This is a genomic window from Microcoleus sp. PH2017_05_CCC_O_A (assembly GCF_020738785.1).
In the GTDB taxonomy this organism is placed as follows: domain Bacteria; phylum Cyanobacteriota; class Cyanobacteriia; order Cyanobacteriales; family Microcoleaceae; genus Microcoleus.
This window is the reverse complement of the sequence record NZ_JAEQCB010000034.1, coordinates 1-18,676: the sequence shown is the minus strand read 5'-3', so window position 1 is coordinate 18,676 and position 18,676 is coordinate 1. Positions and strand designations below refer to the sequence as shown.

General features: G+C 47.3%; 16 protein-coding genes, 1 other RNA gene and 2 pseudogenes. 5 read left to right on the top strand and 14 right to left on the bottom strand.

All coding sequences use genetic code 11. The features are described from left to right. Nucleotides 1-199 precede the first annotated feature (199 nt). Entirely contained in the window at nt 200-1,249 is a 1,050-nt protein-coding gene (locus JGK20_RS10060) for a hypothetical protein (RefSeq protein WP_293207012.1), read from the top strand. Nucleotides 1,250-2,009: 760 nt separating this feature from the next. Here the strand turns inward: JGK20_RS10060 and JGK20_RS10055 are convergent. The 10 genes from JGK20_RS10055 to JGK20_RS10010 form a co-directional block, all read right to left on the bottom strand. Beyond that, nucleotides 2,010-4,268, bottom strand: a complete 2,259-nt coding sequence (locus JGK20_RS10055; RefSeq protein WP_293184692.1) for a diguanylate cyclase — start codon at nt 4,266-4,268, stop codon at nt 2,010-2,012. Then, entirely contained in the window at nt 4,265-4,873 is a 609-nt protein-coding gene (locus tag JGK20_RS10050; RefSeq protein WP_293148579.1) for a chemotaxis protein CheC, read from the bottom strand. Before JGK20_RS10050 ends, JGK20_RS10055 begins: the two co-directional genes overlap by 4 nt. Continuing rightward, on the bottom strand, nt 4,870-5,247 hold the full coding sequence (locus tag JGK20_RS10045; RefSeq protein ID WP_293184695.1) for a response regulator: 378 nt from the start codon (nt 5,245-5,247) through the stop codon (nt 4,870-4,872). The genes JGK20_RS10050 and JGK20_RS10045 overlap by 4 nt, the downstream gene beginning before the upstream one ends. Before the next feature lie 238 nt (nt 5,248-5,485). Next, nucleotides 5,486-6,016 carry a tetratricopeptide repeat protein gene (locus JGK20_RS10040; RefSeq protein ID WP_293184697.1) on the bottom strand — a complete coding sequence of 177 codons (531 nt, stop codon included), beginning with the start codon at nt 6,014-6,016 and terminating at the stop codon, nt 5,486-5,488. A 268-nt stretch (nt 6,017-6,284) separates the two neighbouring features. Continuing rightward, entirely contained in the window at nt 6,285-6,641 is a 357-nt protein-coding gene (gene rplT, locus JGK20_RS10035) for a 50S ribosomal protein L20 (protein ID WP_293148587.1), read from the bottom strand. A 20-nt stretch (nt 6,642-6,661) separates the two neighbouring features. Continuing rightward, complete coding sequence (gene rpmI, locus JGK20_RS10030) at nt 6,662-6,859, bottom strand: 50S ribosomal protein L35 (protein WP_293126590.1); 198 nt, start codon at nt 6,857-6,859, stop codon at nt 6,662-6,664. 35 nt (nt 6,860-6,894) lie between these two features. Then, on the bottom strand, nt 6,895-7,725 hold the full coding sequence (locus JGK20_RS10025; protein ID WP_293230281.1) for a glutathione S-transferase family protein: 831 nt from the start codon (nt 7,723-7,725) through the stop codon (nt 6,895-6,897). Between the two features lie 121 nt (nt 7,726-7,846). Then, nucleotides 7,847-8,272 carry a thioesterase family protein gene (locus tag JGK20_RS10020; RefSeq protein WP_293184703.1) on the bottom strand — a complete coding sequence of 142 codons (426 nt, stop codon included), beginning with the start codon at nt 8,270-8,272 and terminating at the stop codon, nt 7,847-7,849. A 141-nt stretch (nt 8,273-8,413) separates the two neighbouring features. After that, a complete protein-coding gene (locus tag JGK20_RS10015; protein ID WP_293196902.1) occupies nt 8,414-9,001 on the bottom strand; it encodes a TetR/AcrR family transcriptional regulator in 588 nt (195 codons plus the stop codon). A 111-nt stretch (nt 9,002-9,112) separates the two neighbouring features. Continuing rightward, nucleotides 9,113-9,715: a hypothetical protein gene (locus JGK20_RS10010; RefSeq protein WP_293184708.1), complete on the bottom strand. Its 603-nt coding sequence runs from the start codon at nt 9,713-9,715 to the stop codon at nt 9,113-9,115. Between the two features lie 59 nt (nt 9,716-9,774). Here JGK20_RS10010 and JGK20_RS10005 point away from each other — a divergent pair, with 59 nt between their 5' ends. After that, the gene (locus JGK20_RS10005; RefSeq protein ID WP_293190545.1) at nt 9,775-10,377 is read left to right on the top strand and encodes a hypothetical protein; all 603 of its coding nucleotides are present in this window, start codon (nt 9,775-9,777) and stop codon (nt 10,375-10,377) included. Nucleotides 10,378-10,567: 190 nt separating this feature from the next. Here JGK20_RS10005 and ssrS read toward each other — a convergent pair. Further along, nucleotides 10,568-10,755, bottom strand: a non-coding RNA gene (gene ssrS, locus JGK20_RS10000) — 6S RNA. A 327-nt stretch (nt 10,756-11,082) separates the two neighbouring features. Further along, nucleotides 11,083-12,402, bottom strand: a complete 1,320-nt coding sequence (locus JGK20_RS09995) for a 5-(carboxyamino)imidazole ribonucleotide synthase (protein ID WP_293184715.1) — start codon at nt 12,400-12,402, stop codon at nt 11,083-11,085. Nucleotides 12,403-12,741: 339 nt separating this feature from the next. Here JGK20_RS09995 and purD point away from each other — a divergent pair. The 3 genes and pseudogenes from purD to JGK20_RS09985 form a co-directional block, all read left to right on the top strand. Next, nucleotides 12,742-13,974: pseudogene (gene purD, locus JGK20_RS09990) on the top strand (phosphoribosylamine--glycine ligase); the annotation flags it as partial. 44 nt (nt 13,975-14,018) lie between these two features. Next, nucleotides 14,019-14,084: pseudogene (locus JGK20_RS34490) on the top strand (hypothetical protein); the annotation flags it as partial. Nucleotides 14,085-14,346: 262 nt separating this feature from the next. After that, entirely contained in the window at nt 14,347-16,518 is a 2,172-nt protein-coding gene (locus JGK20_RS09985; RefSeq protein ID WP_293184720.1) for a HAMP domain-containing sensor histidine kinase, read from the top strand. 246 nt (nt 16,519-16,764) lie between these two features. Here the strand turns inward: JGK20_RS09985 and JGK20_RS09980 are convergent, their stop codons facing one another. Together JGK20_RS09980 and JGK20_RS09975 are read right to left on the bottom strand one after the other, a co-directional pair. Further along, nucleotides 16,765-17,664 carry a S1 RNA-binding domain-containing protein gene (locus JGK20_RS09980; RefSeq protein WP_293230277.1) on the bottom strand — a complete coding sequence of 300 codons (900 nt, stop codon included), beginning with the start codon at nt 17,662-17,664 and terminating at the stop codon, nt 16,765-16,767. A 149-nt stretch (nt 17,665-17,813) separates the two neighbouring features. After that, entirely contained in the window at nt 17,814-18,560 is a 747-nt protein-coding gene (locus tag JGK20_RS09975; RefSeq protein WP_293230275.1) for a dienelactone hydrolase family protein, read from the bottom strand. Nucleotides 18,561-18,676 lie beyond the last annotated feature (116 nt).

Below are 18,676 nucleotides of genomic sequence, written 5' to 3'. Positions count from 1 at the left end.
AAATTTTTACAACAAATTGCGCGATCGGATATATGCTGGATATCCGATCGCGCGCAAAAATCTCAATAGCTACGAGAAATAATCTCAGAATGCCACAGTAGAAGTTAATGTGGTAAATAAATATTGTCCGCCGCCGAACGCCGATCGATTAATATTATTTGCCGGCTCTCCACCCCCCCCAAAAAAAAGAGCGCTACCCATGACACAACAGAACCTGCGGGAACTTCTGAAGCAGGGCGATCCAAAAGCGATCGCATCTAGCATCAACCGTACACTCAAACCCAAAGGCATCAACGCCGATGTGACGCGGGACAACGGCTGCCTCCACATAACTCTGGAGTCAGGCAAAGTACCGAGTCAAATGGCATTGGTGGATTTCATCCGCAGCGGGATGACGAATTTGGGAGTCGAATCAATTCACACTGTCAAAGTTTACGGGCGTCGCACAGGTGACGGCTCCCCTGCGTGGGAAGATGAAATAGATCTGATGCCAGCAGATCCAATGCTTTATGCCTCGGATACTGGAATGCCTGACGACTCTGTAGGTTTAGATGATGTCGAACCCGATGGCGAAGACTATTATCAAGAGGGACAATTCGATCCAGATGACGACGAGGAAGACGACGAGGAAGACGAAGACGAAGATGTAGCCCCCCCTCCGAAAAAACAATTCCCAAAATGGGCAATACCTGTGGGTATCTTAGTGCCTTTGGGGGCGATCGCAGCGCTTTACTTGACTGGAAATTTCCCCTTCGGTGGCGGCTCGAACCCTGAACCGAGCGCCCCCGAAGCAGCTTCGCCCTCCCCCAAAAAAGCCACATCTCCTGCGTCTAAAGCCACATCTCCATCTCCCAGCGCATCTGGCGAGGCCCCACAGGCAGCATCTCCTACTGCACCAAAAGCCGCTCCCACTAATGCTGCTACGCCCGCGAGCCCTGTTCCCAAACCTCCTGCGCCCAAGGCAGCATCTCCTGCGCCAAAAGCAGCATCTCCTGCACCAAAAGCCGCCGCGCCTAAGCCTGACTCTTGGAGGGAAGGCGTTAACAACGCTCAGAAGGCGGCAGTTTTGGCACAGACGGCTCAATCTCAAGCAGAGTGGATTGCGGTAGCAAGCGAATGGCAGAAAGCGGTTCAGCTTATGAGAGCCGTGCCGTCAACTAGCCCCAACCATTCAAAGGCTCAGCAAAAAGCGGCAGAGTACCAGGCAAATCTGATTGTTGCCAACCGCAGGGCGGCGGCAGCACCTTAAGAGTTTTGAGTTTTGAGTTTGATACTCGATGTGCTAAAAAGTCAAAAGTCAAAAGTCAAAAGTAAAAAATCTTGTTTTTACTGAAAGCTTTATTACTTTTGACTTTTTTGAATTTTACTCATATCAAGTCCGGTCGCACCGTCCTGGCTATAATGGCGGTGTGGTGAAGAGCGTGCGATCGTACAATTATGGTCAAGCGTCTGGTTGTTGAACCACATCTTTCAGTAGAAGAAGTTGAAGGCAACTACGGTTAGGAATCCGACCCGATCGATCTCACTTGGTACCATACTATCTGGCTGGAACGCTATAAGATTGGTAGCCAAAAAGGTACTATTTCATCGCTGTCAAGACTTAATTCCTGGTTTAACTTTCTTTAATTGGTGGCATTGTTCTATTGCTAATTGCGATCGAAGCCTACCATACAAGTTTGGTAGCAGCGGACTTGATATTAAACTTTAATCTATACTGGGAGCATTCTCGGTCAAACAAGTGATAAAGTCAGTAAAATTGTCAGAAAAAACTGATTGTATTTGAGACTTTTTCTTGCCAAAGCTGGTTCCAAAATGCTAGAATAAAAATGTCTCCGGTGTTGAAGTTATAGCGGTAAAAAAAAGAATGTAACTGTAGGCAAGCTCGAAAGCCTGATAGTGATAAGTCATTCTAAAATATTTAATTTAAAATATTTAATCTAAAATATTTAATGGTATTAGTGCCGGATTCGGGTCAGTGTCTATTCCGAATTCACAAATATTGGCAGAAGTCAAGCGCTTGTGGGTGAGGGGAAATTAGTATTGGGTAGGGAAAAGTCAACCGGGCGCACGGGAGGGGCTGTGCCGTTGGTTTTGGCTGTGGGAGGGTCTGGTTGGTAAACTTGGATGCGATCGCGCCCGAGATCTTTGGCTTGGTACAGCGCTGCGTCGGCTGCGTCAATCAATATCGAGGCTAGGGATTTAGATGCAGGAACCGTACTCGCTGCTGCGTCGGCTGCGTCAATCACCATAGAGGCTTCGGATTCAGAGATAGGAACCATAGTCGCTATCCCCAGACTGACAGTGACGTAGTTGCTCACCTGAGAACCAGCGTGAGGAATCTGTAAAGCTGCGATTTTGAGCTGTATGTGTTCGGCTACCAGCTCGGCCCCTTCACTCGCCGTATTCGGCAAAATAACGGCAAATTCTTCGCCTCCGTAGCGAGCTACTAAATCGGCAGGGCGATTAATTGCTTTGCCGATCGCCTGGGCGACTTGCCGCAAACACTCGTCTCCCTTTGGATGTCCGTAGGTATCGTTATAAGTTTTAAAAGAATCAATATCGCACAAAATTAGGGACAGAGGTGTTTGTTCCCGCGCTTGTCGGCGCCACTCCCTGTCTAAATACTGATCGAACCGACGGCGGTTTGCTAGCTGCGTGAGTTCGTCTAAAGTTGCTAAACGCTCTAACTTGAGGTTGGCTGCTTGCAACTGCTGGTAGAGTTCTGCTTGTTTGATCGCGATCGCCAACTGAGTGGCCAGAGAAGACAATAACTCGACTTCCAACTGCATCCACTGTCGGGGACTGCACTGGTGAGCCATCAGCAGTCCCCACAATTCCTCCCCTTGCACTAGCGGTACTACCAAATAAGCTCTGACTTCAAATTGTGCGAGCAAGTCAATTTGAGCGTGCGGCAAATCGGCGGCGGAGACATCCGCGATCGGTCGGATCGCCCGATGTTGGTAGGCTTCAAGATAGAACTCGTCAAAACAGAAATTTTCCAGGGTTTCTCCCAGCATCGGCCGACAGTTGAGTGCTACAGATTCCACTGTCACCGCCCCCGTCGGGGGTGTGGCGCAGTGACTGCCCGTACAGGGGTTAAAGCGGACGATCATCACTCGATCGGCCTGAAGGAACTGGCGCACTTCTGTCACTGTCGTGCTGAGCACTTCGCCCAAATCTAGAGACTGGCGGATGTGCTGAGTAATCGTCGCCATCAGCAGTTCCCGTTCGTTTTGTTGTCGCAGCGCCTCTTCTGCCTGCTTGTACTCGGTAATATCTTGAGCAGTGCCGAAAATTTGTTTGGGCTTCCCCTCTGCTGTGCGGGCGAACACTTGATCGCGGCAGCGAAAGTGGCGCCATTCGCCCGATCGGTGTTGGAGCCGATAGTCCAACTCCAAAATATGCCCGTCTGCGACTGAGGGAAATTTTTGCAGGTGGGCGGATAGCCTCGGCAAATCTTCTGGGTACACCAAACTGGAATACAAAGCTGTTTGCATCTGTAAAATTTCTTGGGGAGTGTAGCCTAGCAGCTTAGAAGCTTGACCGTTGACATAGACGTTGCGCTGTTCGGTCAAGTCGTAAATGTAGAGTAAGTAAGGCGCCACATCGGCAATCTGCTGGATGAAATGCTGGCTCTCGCGCAATTCTGCTTCCACCCGCTGGCGCACTTCCACTTCTTCCAAAGCTTGATCTCGCATCGTGCGGTAAGCTTGGATGCGGTGGGTGAGGTCGGTTACGTCTTGTATTACCAACAGGGCGTAAAACGATTGGCAGTTTGGTGGGATAAAGCCGTAAGGCGAAATTGAATCCCGAAAGTTTGACGGCAATGCGACACCAACAGAATCTCCTTGTCGCACCATACTATCTGGTTCCAACTCCACAGTCGATCGAATCAAGTTGGGAATATTCAGTTCTGCAACGCCCGGTGAAAGTGCAGGGACAGCCGTCACAGTAGTTTGCTGGATGCGCTGCTGGCCCTCTTGCCAAGTTGCCGGAATCAGGTGCTTGTGAATTTGAGAAGAAAAAATTGTTGGCGGGCCTCCTGCAAAGATTTGCTGGAAGCGATTTGCGTACTTGAGCTGGCTCAGGTGAGGAAAATGAGTTGTGATCTTGGTTCCCAACATTTGCTCGCGCCCAATTTTCGTCCAGTCTTCCAGACAGGCATTCCAAAACAGCACCACAAAATCATCTCGCAGCAGGCAGGCGCCGACTGGTACACTGTCGAGAACTCCAAACTTTTCCTCAATAGTTTTGCTCTCCTCGATCATAGACCCCCGGCAAGTTGATTGATCGCAGCCAACAAGGCGTCAAAGGAACTGACATTGAAAATGAGGATGATATCTCCTTCAATGTGAAGCCTTTCAATAATGAAACGGGTTTGGGCTAATAAAACCACTGTATCAGCAGCCAAACCGCCAGATGTGAGCAAAGTCGCGATCGTCCCTTCCGTGTAATTGGGAATTGAGTAGTTCAGGCGCTGCTGAAGTACGTTGCTGATTGCACCCATGACCCCGTTGATTACAATATTTCCTACTTCACTCAGCGTACCAATTTTGACCGAATCCAGGTCGTGAGTTCCAGCTTCTTCCCCAGTCAGCATGGTCACGAGCGTGGCCGCACTGTTGGTGGGAAAGACTAGCTGGGCAATGCCTCCAAAGGAACCAGTAAATTTGAGCTGGACGGCGGAAATTTGTTCGCCGTTGAGGTGCTGCTCTAATTCTGTTTGCACGTCGGCTGGAGACAGGATTTGGAGGTAGGGAATTTGCAAGCGAATGGGAGATTCGATCATGTCGTTCAAAATCCCTGCTGCTTGACCGATCCCGATGTTGACGAGTTCCTGCAAAGCATCGAGCTGTCGAGCGCTTAATTTCATGGGGCGCTCTCCTCGCTGGCACTGAGAGCTTTTTTGATCCACCCGATTAGTTCGTCTGAGTTGGGCATTTTGTGAATTACTGCCAGGGCTCCGAGTTCCATGCATTCGGATTTGGTGGTTGCTTGAATATCTGCGGTAATGACGATGACTGGAATGTTATATCCTCGATCGCGCATGGCTTGCAGGACTTCGCGACCTTCCATTTCTGGCATCAGCAAATCTAAGAGCATACAGTTTGGGGTCTTAGCGGCCAGAAGTTCCAGAGCTTCCGGGCCGCTCGATGCTTCCCAAGTCTCGTATCCTTCTGCTCGCAGGATTTTGCAGATCACCCTGCGAGTCAACCACGAATCTTCGACAACGAGAATTGATGTCACTACGTTCTCCTCCTTCAATTGTTTAGGACTGACCGATGTTGCAGGCACTGCTTCGATCTTGACAGTAGTTTAAACTGTTGGGATCGCCTGCGATCGCTCGCATTAGGTGAATTCCTGTTCTTAAAAACTAACGCATTAAGGTGTTCGATAGTCTAGTCTCTTTGATTATGGGAAGAAAAAACCCGGTTTCTGAATGAAACCAGGTTTGCGGGATCTGTATTGCTCGTAACACCGGCCCTCAATTATAGATTACCAAACGCTTCCTGAGGGACTCTACTCGCTTTTTAGCAGTGGCATTTTCTGGATCGCAGGTGAGAGCTTGTTCGTACATTTCCAAGGCTTGAGCTGTTAATTTCTTGCGCTCATAGGCGTGACCGAGATTGTTGAGAGATGTAACGTAGTCGGGCTGCAACTTCAGGGCTTCTTTGTACTGACGGATCGCGATGTCGTACTGTTCTTGGCCGAAGTGGGCAAAACCTAGGGCGTTGTAAAGAAATGCTAGATCTTCTTCGCCTGCTAATTCTTGGCTTTTCAGAGCTTTTTGAAATAGTACGATCGCCTGGGAGTAAAGTTTCTTATCTACATAGATACTGCCTAACTCGTAGTATTCCTGTGCTGTTCCTTTTTCTATGGTCAGCTTATTTTCTAAGCGTTCCAAGGACATTTCCAGCTTCCGAGTTTTGAAAATCTGGCGCACAACAAACCAGGAAGTGCTACCGAGTATAGCCAGCAAAACTGACAGGTAAACAATCAGCAAATTACTATCCATGTTTTTTTATGTTAGTTGGTTTGTGGAAGGTTTTATTTATTTTAATCCGCTAGCAATCTGTGAGATTTGCCTTGGCAACTATATAAAAACACGAAAATGGCGATCGACTAGCCCGATCGCGATTTCTGAAAAATCAAGAATCCAGAAGTAAGAACAAAGAAGGAAAATGAGTCTCAACCTCCTAGATTTATCAGGAGTTTTCCTTCTCTGGCAGATAGCTAAATCTTTCCTACTTCTGCTTTCTTCTGTCTGAAAACTATTCAAGCTTTCACGATCCGGCTCGATTTGCCATTTCCACGACTTTACCGAATGTTGCGGGGTCAATGATTGCCATTTGTGCCAGCATTTTGCGGTTGATTTCGATATTGGCTTTCTTCATGTTGCCGATCAGTCTGCTGTAGCTCGTGCCGTGTTGGCGCGATGCAGCATTGATCCGAGCAATCCACAGGCGGCGGAAATCGCGTTTGCGTTTTTTGCGATCGCGATAACCATTTCGCAGGGCTTGCATCACCCGTTGGTTAGCTGTGCGGAACTGTTTGGACTGTGCCCCGCGGAAACCCTTGGCTAATTTGAGAATTTTTTTGCGGCGCGCTCTGGCGACATTACCGCGTTTTACCCGTGTCATCTTTGAATTTCCGTTAAACTTTACAAGTATGGAAGCATTAACCGCACGTTACCATCATTGGTCTCATCGATGACGACCAGCTTAGAGAGACGGCTTTTGCGAGCTGAACTTTTGTGTGAAAGCAAGTGGCTTTTGTAAGCTTTGCGGCGCACAATTTTTCCGCTGCCGGTCGCTCTAAAGCGCTTTGCGGCTGCTTTGCGAGTTTTGAGTTTTGGCATGGAGTGGTGTTATTTGGACACAAGCTTCAACTGTATCACGTTTCTGCTACTTTCTGCAAGCTGGATTTGCGACGATCGGGATGGGATGACTGAACTCGGCGCTGATCGCGATACAAGCGGAGGGCGTAAACTCCGGCGGCAGTTGACTGCAATTCTTTAATTACTGCTGCCATTTCGATCGGCAATTCTTCAATTTTCGCTACCGAAACCGGATGTTCCGACGGCAGCAAAACCGGAGCCGCCAGCGCTGCAAAAGTTATGTCGGCTGCGGATATTGTATCGCCTACTAAATAGGTTTTGCCACCTGCTAATCTTCGATCGACAATCTCAAAAATTTCTTTGATTCCTTGCAGCGAACTGGCGGCGGAATCTGCTGTTATGTTGTAGACTTGCCGCACTTTGGCGCTAATCAACGGAAAGGCTATTTCAAACCCTATTCGCTCAAGTACGGGGGTACTGTTGCACCAAGCTCTTCGCATTGTTTTGCGATCGCCCGATCGATAAAAATATCCCCAATTTCGAGTATCTGCTCCCAGTTTAGCATCAAATAACTCTTCAAGTTCTTCGACTTCTTGGCGCATTTCTACATTTGTCGGATACAAATACTGACCTGATGAACTGATTGTATCGAGGTAATGCAAAATATCTGTTGAATCTGTAAAATTGCCAGATTTGGTAACTAAAACAGGAACGCTGCTACCTCCGTTTTTGCTGGTGGCCGATCGGTGAAAAGGTGGTACGTGTCTTTCTTCAATGTAGGGAATTTTTAGCAAGTCAAGGGTCCACCGCACTTTTTCGCAGTAGTGACTGATGGGGATGGTGATGAGGCGGATAACTTCGGTATTGGCAATTGTTGAATGATTCATAAAGTAATTGAGATTTGTAAATATTTGCAGTTTGGTATTGGTATTATTTCGGACGATCGGCGTAAAATTTAAGGACTAAACTCCTGACTACAAAAAGTATTTTGTGTGAAAATTTATCGATTTACTGTTGAGCCAAATATGCTTGAGAAAACTCAGATGGAATCGGCACTGGTTTGCGAGTTGATAGTTCAATAAAACAACCAGATTGTTGGGCGATAGCAGCGACTTTCCCAGCTACAATTATTTCAGCATCCATCATCCACTTCAGCGATTTCATTTTACTCATCCAAATTTTCCCAGTTGGTTTATCGAAAATATTAATCGGCTGCTTGTATTCAATTGCTGTTTTCACCAGCATTGGAGCCACACCGTTTTCCAGCATTTTCTGTACTGGAAAATAAGCATCAGCAAGTGCGATCCGCAAGTCTTCCAACCAGCGGATATAAACAATATTGCTAACGATTCCCGCAAAGTCGATATCGTAAGTTTGTACGGGAAAGCTTAATTCTATTTCCAAAGGTCTTTTCTGTTCGCTGGATGCTTGCATTTTGGGTACTCTCAGTCTATTTTTAATAATTGAAAAACTGCCTCGATTGGGGAGGAAAATTGGAGGCAGAGCCTAGTAACGAGGAGAAATTGCTCTCTTGAGACCGAAAGGTCTGTTTGATAACAAAAAAATTATTCGGTTCTAAAGTTGACTGTCGAGATATCCGTGCAAATGCTCAATTGCTCTTTTGACATGAATTGCATCCCCATAAAGTTTACTCATCATCACGGCTCCTTCCAGGGTTGAAATCACAATAGTTGCGACTACATCGGCTTCGACATTTTCTCGAACTTCGCCTTTAGCAATTCCTTTGTTAATAATTTTGCAAATCAAAGCCCGCCAACCATCCATTGCTATTTGCACCCGCTGACGCAAAGCTGGATGAGCATCATCGCTTTCAACTGCTGTATTTAACAGGGGACAGCCGCCTGGAATTGGAGGATTTTCGGCAAACGTCCTAAATAAAGATATAACAGCTTTTAGCCGATCGACCGCATGACGTTTTCCTTTCAAAGCCCCGAGATATTGTCGGCGCATACATTCAGCCGCAAAGTCAAAAGCTTGCAGGGCTAACTCATCTTTGCTCTTGAAATGGTTGTAAATTCCTCCTTTTTGCAAGCCTGTAACGCGCATGATGTCAGACATAGAAGAACCTGAGTAGCCGTACTGATTGAACAGTGCTGCGGCTTCCCTGAGAATTTTTTCTCTGGTTTCTTGAGCTTTTGACATTTTGAGCGGTGCTGACAGACCTATCGGTCTTTTTTAGAGAATAGCAGAGCGAGCTGTGAATGGCAAGGGGCGATCGCAATTAATTTAAAATTCAACTTAAAGCCGATCGCCCTAACCATCGCGAACCATCCAAACCAACATCCCCAGCAACGGTTCCACAGGCGGCACAGGATAGTCATTGAGGTCAATTGTCAGAGTTTTTGCCTCCAACTTCAAAAATCTCCAAGCAGTGCCGCTGCTGACACTTCCGTAAATTGTGCCGATCGCAATATTGTTGATTTCATTAAACTTTTGAGCTGCTACCATCTCGGCCGCGCACTGTCCCAATCCCATTTTTAAATCGGCTTTTTTCGCTTCAACAATCACAATTGCTGGTGCTTCGATTAATATTTGTTCGGGAGAACGACTAATTAAAAAATCGCAGATACCACTCAATCCCAACTCCGGCTCTACAGTAAAATCTTCTCCCGAAAATAGACTCACTTGCCGCTGTAAAATCTTGCGGACTTCGACTAAAATAGGACTAATAATCAGTTCTGATCGCGCTTTTTCAGAACCCGTCGCTGTAGCAAGCGGCAATCCTTCAATGAGGGATTCAGTTAAATATACACTAGGCTCGATGGGTTCGGTTGGTGGCAAAAATCTGCCTGCTTCTACGGTAGTTAAGCCGAAATCGCGTTTAGCTTTTCTGAGTGTGAATTCACTGTAGGGCATTGAAAGCACCATTTTTATTGATGTTAATATAGCATCTGATTAAATTTGAAATCAAAATCATGGCATACAGCGATTTTACACTGCGAAAGGTTAAGCAAAGCTTCGGATTGACCGCAGTTGAAGGCGGGCGTTTTTTGCCGGAAGTTGAGCCGATCGCACCCAGTGCTATTTTAGCAGGTTTGTTGGCAGATACAGTGCCTTGGGCGATCGCAGTAGGAACCGAAAAAGCTAAATCAGAACTAATTATCGCCCCCGCACTTTTGGAAGTCAAACGGTTGCTGAACCGCCAAATCAGCGTATTTTCCGGCACCGATTTCACCGTGGATACCGCAGCGGGATTAAACGGAGTTTGCGATTTTTTAATCAGTCGCTCTCCTGAGCAATTTGAGATAGAAGCACCTGCTGTTATGCTAGTAGAAGCGAAGCGAGATAACATTAACAGCGGTTTGGGGCAGTGCATTGCTGAAATGGTGGCGGCTCAAAGATTTAATGAAATTAACAATAACCCAATTCCGATTATTTACGGTTCAGTAACTAGCGGTACTGCTTGGAGATTTATGAAGCTCGAAGGGCAAGTTGTGACTATTGATGTCAGTGATTATCCGTTTCCTCCTGTCGAGACAATTTTGTCGATGCTTGTCTGGATGGTACGGGAAGGTTGAAAAGTAGTTATTTGTTGTTAGTTATTTGTTATTAGTTATTTGTTATTGGTTATTGGTTATTTGTTATTTGCGATCGAAATTAATAATCAATTTCCTATGCCCGATGCCCGATGCCCGATGCCCTATGCCCGATGCCAAATTAAAAAAAATAGGCTAGCCATATTAGCGCCTATCTCAATCAATATTTTAAGGGTTCACCGCAACGCCGTCTTACCTCAGCTTTTGACCTGGTATTTTACCAGGTGGGCACCGTTGGCTCGGACTTAAAGTTTCTGGGTACAAGCCCAGTTTACTGCTGTCCAAACATCTTGATTCCCGAGAGTTAAGAGTTATAGATCAAAAAAACATTATTGGCAGTCACCAACGTCGCAGTAGAACCTTTATGTGAACAAACCTGACTGTCAACTGAGTACAGTTAGACCGCAGGCTTCTTTTTCCTTTTTTTCAAAGGCTTTTTATAGTGAGGTAGTTCCACCCCCACTTGTTAATATAGTATCAGAGTATTTCCAGATCATCAAGGGGTATAAAAGAATAATTGTCGGTTTCGGTATCTACACCCGACGAGCCTTTCATCCCAAGGAGTAATTCCCAACGGGGTACTTCGCGCAGCAATTGAGATTAATCCCCTCTAAATATACCCTTAGACTTCCCGGCTGGTAGTTAACATACAGCAACTAACTCGATTTTGGCAACTCTTCGAGCAATTTAACTTCCATACCAGATAGATTCAATGGTTTGAGCGATCGCACTAGCCGACTTTCCTTCATTCTCCCCCAAGTCCCCGTCGAAGAGGACAGTAACGTGACCCAGTTTCCTGCCAGGGCGGGATACTTTCTTACCATACCAATGTACAAAAGCGCCGCTAATTTGTGCCAGTTGTTTTCGTTTCTCTAAATAATCTGACTCCGCAGACTCGTAGCCCAGCAAATTTACCATCACAGCACCTGCACATTTTAGATCGCAATTACCTAAAGGCAGTTGACAAACTGCGCGCAAATGCTGTTCAAATTGTGAAGTTTTGCAAGCATCGATTGTAAAGTGTCCCGAGTTGTGGGTGCGGGGAGCAATTTCATTGACTAACAGCTTATTGTCGGCGGTTAAAAATAATTCAATGCCGAATACGCCGACGGCTTCTAAGCTATTGAGGAGAGTACGGGCGATCGCACAAGCTTCGGTTTGCACCTCTAAACTAATATCGGCGGGGGCAATCACTACACGACAAACCTGATTTTGCTGTTGAGTTTCCACGATCGGGTAAATCGCTATTTCACCAGTTGCCGATCGAGCTGCGATCGCAGCCAACTCGCGATCGAACGGCACAAACTCTTCTACCAGCAAAGACTGACCTTTAAGTGTAGCGCTAATTGACTCAAAACTCTCGCGATCCTTAACAATAAAAGTACCTTGGCCGTCGTAACCGTGGCGGCGAACTTTGACGACAAAGGGAAAATCTCTAGGCCCAGATTCCGAGTTTTGTTCTATCTGTGTGCTGTCGGAAACAGAAATTGCTAAATTGTCGATCGCAACTTCCCCGCACATAGGTTCATGCCCCACAGCCCCTGCTCCAATCTGCCTTCCCTGGGGTTCCTGCAACAAATCTAAATCCAAATCCGCCATACTATCTGGCGCCCAAAACCTGGGAGTTGGCAAACCCAACCTTTGTAAATAACAGCGCTGCACGTACTTATCCAACAAAGGAGAAAGCGACGACAAACTCGGCTGAAATAACACACCTTGCTGTTCTAGCGTTCGCAAACCATCCAAATCCACAAACTCATTTTCAAAAGTAATAACATCGCAGCCATCCGCCAAATAAGCCGTAGCCAAAACATCATCAACAGCCCCCAAAACAGCACCCACAGCAGCAGAAACTGCCGGGTCATCACCATTAGGAGTTTGGACTACCAATTCAATACCCAGCGCGCTAGCAGCTTCTCCCATCATCCAAGCTAGCTGACCGCCGCCGACAACGCCCACCCGCTTCAATTTGGCAGGCGAACTCGCAGCGGTTTGATTAGATTTCATGTGAGTAAAATTCCTGGTATCAACTTGTTTATTTTATCGCTATTTGTAGCCGAATGTATGAGAAATATTGAATATTTAAAAGCAATTTTTTTTAGCTAATTGCACGATTTAATCGAGGCAGAACCTAGAAAAAATCGACGGCGAAAGTCTTGAATTATTGCACGATCCCAGGATGCCGGCAAATAGCGATCGCTCCCCACTCCTCCAGAAAAGTGCCACATCTAGCAATTCACGATTCGCCAAGCATGGCATAATTGACAGCACTGCAAAAAGCAGATAGACAGGTGCAAACACTGAAAATGCGACATTCAGGGAACAAAATTTATAGGTGAGGATACTGTGAAAGTTTTGGTTGTGGGGAACGGAGGTCGCGAACACGCGATCGCAAAAAAACTGCTAGAATCTACGCGGATTAAACAAGTATTCTGCGTTCCGGGCAACGGCGGCACAGCTACCACAAAAGGCTGTCAAAATCTGTCGCTCAACATCGACGACTTCCAAGGCATAGAACGCTTTGTGATGGTGAACAACATCGGACTCGTCATCGTCGGCCCGGAATTGCCCCTATCGCTAGGCATCGTTGACTACTTCCAACAGCGAAAACTGATGATTTTCGGCCCCAACAAAGCCGGCGCCCAAATTGAATCCAGCAAATCCTGGGCCAAAGAATTGATGCTGGAAGCACAAATCCCAACACCCAAAGCTGCCGTATTTACAGGCGCAGAAGCAGCCAAAGCATATGTTGTGGAACAAGGAGTACCCATAGTCATCAAAGCAGACGGACTCGCCTCAGGCAAAGGAGTCACCGTTGCTACCACCGTCAAAATGGCTCACAGCGCCATCAACACCATTTTTAGAGGCGAATTCGGCACCGACAACCTCCGAGTCGTCGTCGAAGAATATGTAACCGGTCAAGAAGTCTCTATTCTCGCCCTCACCGACGGTATCACAGTAGAACCGCTGCTGGCAGCTCAAGACCACAAAGCCATTGGCGAAGGCGACAAGGGAGCCAATACCGGCGGTATGGGAGCCTACGCCCCAGCGCCAATTGTCTCGCCCAAACTAATGGACAGGATTCAAGCAGAAATTCTTGAACCTACCCTCGCTGCGCTACAAAAGCGCAACATCGATTACCGGGGCGTCCTCTACGCAGGTTTAATGATTACACCGAAAAGAGAACTTCAAGTCTTAGAATTCAACTGTCGTTTTGGAGATCCCGAAACTCAAGCGGTTTTGTCCCTCTTGGAAACTCCCCTGGAAGATTTGGTGTTTGCTTGTTGTCAGCAGCGTCTGGGTGAATATTCCAACATTCGCTGGAAGTCTGGGGCTTCTGTTTGCGTGGTTTTAGCTTCTGGGGGCTATCCCGGAAATTATCAAAAAGGCAAAGTTATTACAGGTATCGAGGAAGCTGAAGCCAAAGGTGCAGAAGTGTTTCACGCCGGCACTCAGTTGAAGCAGCAGCAGTTAGTGACCGAGGGCGGCCGCGTTTTGGGCGTCACGGCGGTTGCAGAAACTTTGGAACAAGCTATCTCTAAAGCTTATGCAGCAGTTGATTGCATCCAATTTGAAGGGGCGAGCCCAGTGTCGAGCCCAGTGTCGAGCCCAGTGTCGAGCCCAGTGTCGAGCCCAGTGTCGAGCCCAGTGTCGAGCCCAGTGTCGAGCCCAGTGTCGATCGAAATTAGGAATTGCGGCCTGCTGTGGCCGCTGCTATCCGAAAGCTCGACACGCTGGGGATACTAGAACTCCCCCAAGCAGAAGATAGAATTAAAACCCCGGAGGATAGAGGTTTTGGCCGCCCAAAAGCAGAGCAATTTCAAGGTAGAAGTGCCACAATAAAGTTTGGCACATCTGCGGTGGCAGTAGCGGACAAGTCGCGACAGAAAAATCGATCGACCACAAACTCAATTAATCTTCCTTTTAATATTCAACTGGTGAACTGCTCAAATGCTGGCCATACTAAACAAAATCGGAGAAATTATTGCCCGCTGGTGGTCGGATTTTACCCTCCAGACTCGCCTGATGGCCGGTGCTACCCTCGTAGTTTCGTTAATTATGAGCGGCCTGACTTTTTGGGCCGTGAATACTATCCAACTAGACGCCAGACTTAACGATACTCGCTACGGCCGCGACCTCGGTCTGCTCTTGGCGGCAAATGTGGCGCCGTTGATTGCAAAAAACGATCGCTCCGAAGTAGCCCGTTTTTCCCGCCAATTTTATAGCAGCACCTCCAGCGTCCGCTATATGCTGTATGGCGACGAAGCAGGAGATATTTTTCTGGGGATACCTTTCTCGGAATCTGAGGTGCAAACTTCCCTGACACTGCGCCGCCAAATTAAACTCCCGGATAATTTTATCGCCGACATTGAGGCGAGAAATTTAACTTCTTTGCCTTTGGTGCGGCAGCACTTGACGCCAGACGGAGAAGTTACTGACGTATTTGTGCCGCTAATTCACGAGGACAAGTATTTAGGCGTTTTGGCGATCGGCATTAACCCCAATCCCGCAGCAGTTATCTCTTCAAATCTAACCAGGGATGTTACTTTAGCAGTATTTGTCACGATTTGGGTGATGGTGATTTTGGGCGCTGTATTTAATGCGCTGACAATTACTCACCCGATCAAACAATTAGTATTTGGGGTCAAAAATATCGCGGGCGGGAATTTTAAGCAGCGAGTTGACCTGCCTTTGGGGGGAGAATTGGGCGAGTTGATCGGCAGTTTTAACGAGATGGCCGAGAAATTAGAGAGTTATGAAGAACAAAATATTGAAGAGTTGACAGCGGAAAAAGCGAAACTAGAAACTTTGGTTTCAACTATTGCTGATGGGGCGCTGTTGCTGGATGCAAATTTGCAGGTGATTTTAGTCAACCCGACGGGGAGGCGGATTTTTGGATGGGAAGGTAAAAATGCGATCGGCATTAACGTCGTCAATATTTTACCTGCGGAAGTGCAGCGCGAGTTAGCAAGACCCCTGCACGAAATCGCTGCGGGCGATCGCGAAGGCGGCGAATTTCGGATTACTCTGAGCGAACCAGTCAACCGCACAATTCGGATTCTGCTAACCACCGTAATTCTCCACAAAGCCCCTGGCACCGAACCGCTGTGCAAAAGCTGCGTGCGCGACGAGGAAAATACCTGTACCGAGTCAAAACGCCCGAACGCGATCGAGTGTACATTCTACGAGCAAACCTCGAAGCATCAAGGTTCCGGACAGTACCGAGACAGTCTCAAAGGCATTGCCATGACAGTGCAGGACATCACTCGCGAAGTCGAACTAAATGAGGCTAAAAGCAATTTTATCAGCAATGTTTCTCACGAATTGAGAACCCCTTTATTTAATATCAAATCTTTTATCGAAACTCTCCACGAGTACGGAGAAGACCTTCTAGAAAGCGAACGCCGGGAATTTCTGGAAATTGCCAATCGAGAAACCGATCGCCTCACTCGTTTAGTCAACGACGTGTTAGACTTATCGCGCCTAGAATCCTGCCGAATTTATCAATTGGACGCGGTTGACCTCCCCCAAGCTGTCGAACAAACTCTGCGAACTTATCAGTTAAATGCCAGGGATAAAGGCATCGAATTAGAGCAAGAAGTTGACCCCTGTTTGCCGCCAGCTTTAGGTCATTACGATTTGCTGCTGCAAGTATTTGCAAATTTAGTAGGAAATGCCTTAAAATTTACCGAGTCCGGTGGTAAGGTGGCAATTCGAGCCTATTTCCTAGAGTCGGATGCTCATCCACGCGAAGACGGCGCATCCGGAACCCACAAATTTCCACCAAATACCAGCCATTTTCCGGTGGTGCGGATCGAAATTTCTGATACCGGGATTGGCATAGATCCCGAAGATCAGCAGGCAATTTTCGATCGCTTTTTCCGGGTAGAAAACCGAGTCCACACTCTAGAAGGCACGGGATTAGGTCTTTCGATTGTCAGAAACATTATTGACAAACACCACACTAAAATTAATTTAGTTAGCGAAGTTAATGTGGGCACGACTTTCTGGTTTGACTTACCAGTTTATCAGGCGAAACAAGCGCTAGATATGGAAAATGCTTGGACGGTGCAAGCACAGGCTGAGACTGAAACAAGTTCGACTGCGGCTAAAACTGTTTAATGGAAAGTTGCGATGAAAGCGCTCCAAAAAGGCAGGTAGTTGCGCTTGGACGCTCTTAGGTACGTAGTTGCGCTTCAGCGCTCCGGAAAGGCAGTTAGTTCCGCCTAAGCGCTCCGGAAAGGCACGTAGTTGCGATCGATCGCTCCGAAAAAGCACGTAGTTGCGATCGATCGCTCTTGATAAATTTAATATACCAAGAGCGCTGAAGCGCAACTACATACCTTAGACATTTACAATTGTTAAGACCTAAGAAACAGTTTTTCTAGCACGTTCCGATCGCTCTTCTGCGGTATCCATGACATCCGCCATTTTATCCACCATTTCCCCTGGATAATTTTCGAGTACCCGAGTAGAAAGCGAAATTCGACCGCGACTTTGATCGAGGTCAACTACCACGGCTTTCAGGGGTTGGCCGGGGGTGAAAACTTGTCCGAGGTTCTCAATATATTTTTGGCTGACTTGCTTGATGTGCAGCAAACCGCTAACTCCTTCCAAATCCACAAACACGCCAAAAGGCTTGATGCTGCTGACTGTTCCTTCCACTAATTGACCGATTTGCAACTGATTTAAGGCAGAAGATTGAGTGGCCATCCGCTGGGAAAGTACGAGTTTTTCTCGTTCGCGATCGACTTCCAAGAAATTCACGGTCAAAGATTGACCAATCAGCGATTCTATGTTATCGCGTTGGGCTAAGTGCGATCGGGGAATAAAACCGCGCATTCCCTCAACATCCACCGTCACGCCGCCCTTATTCGCCCCAGAAACCCGCACCTGAAGCACTTTACCAGTTTCCTGCAATGCAACTAAATCTTCCCAAGCTTGCTGAATTTGTAACTGTTTCAGAGACAGAGTAACTTGGCCGTCTGCATCTTGTTCGCGGATAATTAAAAATTCCCGTTCCTCGTCTAGCGGAACGACTTCCGACAAATCCGTTACCGTTCTCAAAGCAGCCTCTTCGATCGGCAAAAAAGCCGAAGACTTGCCGCCGATATCAACATACGCGCCATTTGAGTCATACTCGAACACTTTGCCGCGCACTACTTGTCCCTTCTGGAACTCATAATTGTGCTGTTCGAGGGCTTTAGCAAAATCATCCATTGAAAAAGATGCTTTTGCGCTTTGAGAACCTGTAGATTTGGAATTCATGTCAGTTTAGTTGTCAGTTATCAGTAAATTAGTTGTCAGTTGACAGTTGTCAGTTGTCAGTTGACAGTTGTCAGTTGTTGAAGCAAGAAGCAAGATGTTCCCCCACTCTCCCACTATCCCCCTCTCCCCTCTCTCTCATCTTCCACTCTCTAAGCTGGTTGAAGTTCGTGTTGAAATAGCTGCTTCACTTGCACCCACGATTCGGCTGCTGCGGTAGCGTTGAAACTGCCGCGATGGTCGCAGAAGAAGCCATGATCGGCATTGTAGCTGAAAATTCGGTGAGGAATTCTGTGTTTTTGCAATTCTGCGACAATTTGGTCAACTTGTTCTTTGGGAATGCTGGCGTCTTGAGTGCCGTAAAAGGCGTAGAGAGTACCTTTAATGTCCGCTGTGCGATCGATCGTGGGAGATCCGCCCCCGGGGGTGAGAGTGGCGATACCAGCGCCGTAGAACGACGCTGTAGCCTTGATTTCGGGCAAAGTCGCCGCGAGGTAGGCGACGTGTCCGCCAAAGCAGAAACCGATACAGCCAAAACCTTGCTGTTTGACGGATGGTAAGGTTTTGAGGTAATCGATGGCGGCTTGGATGTCGCTCAGCAGTTGGGATGCGGTAGTTTGTTCTTTGTATTGTCTGCCGATTTTGATATCTTCGGGCGTGTAGCCGGTTTCAAAGCCGGGGGCTTGGCGCTGGTAGATGGCTGGGGCGATCGCCACATATCCTTCCTTTGCTATTCTTTCTGTAACTTCGCGGATGTGTGCGTTGACGCCAAAGATTTCTTGAATCACCATCACAGCGGGAAATTGCCCTGCGGCGGCGGGTTGGGCTAGGTAAGCCGCGATTTGCAAATCTCTATTGGGAATTGTGACGTTAGCTGTGCGAATTTCTGGGTTAGGCATAGGGAGTTTTAGTCCAATTTTATTTGATTTGTGAATGAGATTTTTTTTAACCGCAGAGGGCGCAGAGAACGCAGAGGAAGAAAAGAGAAGTTTTTGAGAGAAATTGTTGGCATTGT

Excerpts from the sequence above, each read along its gene's own strand:
- rpmI (WP_293126590.1), bottom strand. The coding sequence starts at position 6,859 with ATGCCAAAACTCAAAACTCGCAAAGCAGCCGCAAAGCGCTTTAGAGCG.
- JGK20_RS10010 (WP_293184708.1), bottom strand. The coding sequence starts at position 9,715 with ATGCCCTACAGTGAATTCACACTCAGAAAAGCTAAACGCGATTTCGGC.
- JGK20_RS09975 (WP_293230275.1), bottom strand. The coding sequence starts at position 18,560 with ATGCCTAACCCAGAAATTCGCACAGCTAACGTCACAATTCCCAATAGA.
- JGK20_RS09985 (WP_293184720.1), top strand. The coding sequence starts at position 14,347 with ATGCTGGCCATACTAAACAAAATCGGAGAAATTATTGCCCGCTGGTGG.
- JGK20_RS10015 (WP_293196902.1), bottom strand. The coding sequence starts at position 9,001 with ATGTCAAAAGCTCAAGAAACCAGAGAAAAAATTCTCAGGGAAGCCGCA.
- JGK20_RS10050 (WP_293148579.1), bottom strand. The coding sequence starts at position 4,873 with ATGAAATTAAGCGCTCGACAGCTCGATGCTTTGCAGGAACTCGTCAAC.
- JGK20_RS10040 (WP_293184697.1), bottom strand. The coding sequence starts at position 6,016 with ATGGATAGTAATTTGCTGATTGTTTACCTGTCAGTTTTGCTGGCTATA.
- JGK20_RS10020 (WP_293184703.1), bottom strand. The coding sequence starts at position 8,272 with ATGCAAGCATCCAGCGAACAGAAAAGACCTTTGGAAATAGAATTAAGC.
- JGK20_RS10060 (WP_293207012.1), top strand. The coding sequence starts at position 200 with ATGACACAACAGAACCTGCGGGAACTTCTGAAGCAGGGCGATCCAAAA.
- JGK20_RS10025 (WP_293230281.1), bottom strand. The coding sequence starts at position 7,725 with ATGAATCATTCAACAATTGCCAATACCGAAGTTATCCGCCTCATCACC.
- rplT (WP_293148587.1), bottom strand. The coding sequence starts at position 6,641 with ATGACACGGGTAAAACGCGGTAATGTCGCCAGAGCGCGCCGCAAAAAA.
- JGK20_RS09980 (WP_293230277.1), bottom strand. The coding sequence starts at position 17,664 with ATGAATTCCAAATCTACAGGTTCTCAAAGCGCAAAAGCATCTTTTTCA.
- JGK20_RS10055 (WP_293184692.1), bottom strand. The coding sequence starts at position 4,268 with ATGATCGAGGAGAGCAAAACTATTGAGGAAAAGTTTGGAGTTCTCGAC.
- JGK20_RS09995 (WP_293184715.1), bottom strand. The coding sequence starts at position 12,402 with ATGAAATCTAATCAAACCGCTGCGAGTTCGCCTGCCAAATTGAAGCGG.
- JGK20_RS10005 (WP_293190545.1), top strand. The coding sequence starts at position 9,775 with ATGGCATACAGCGATTTTACACTGCGAAAGGTTAAGCAAAGCTTCGGA.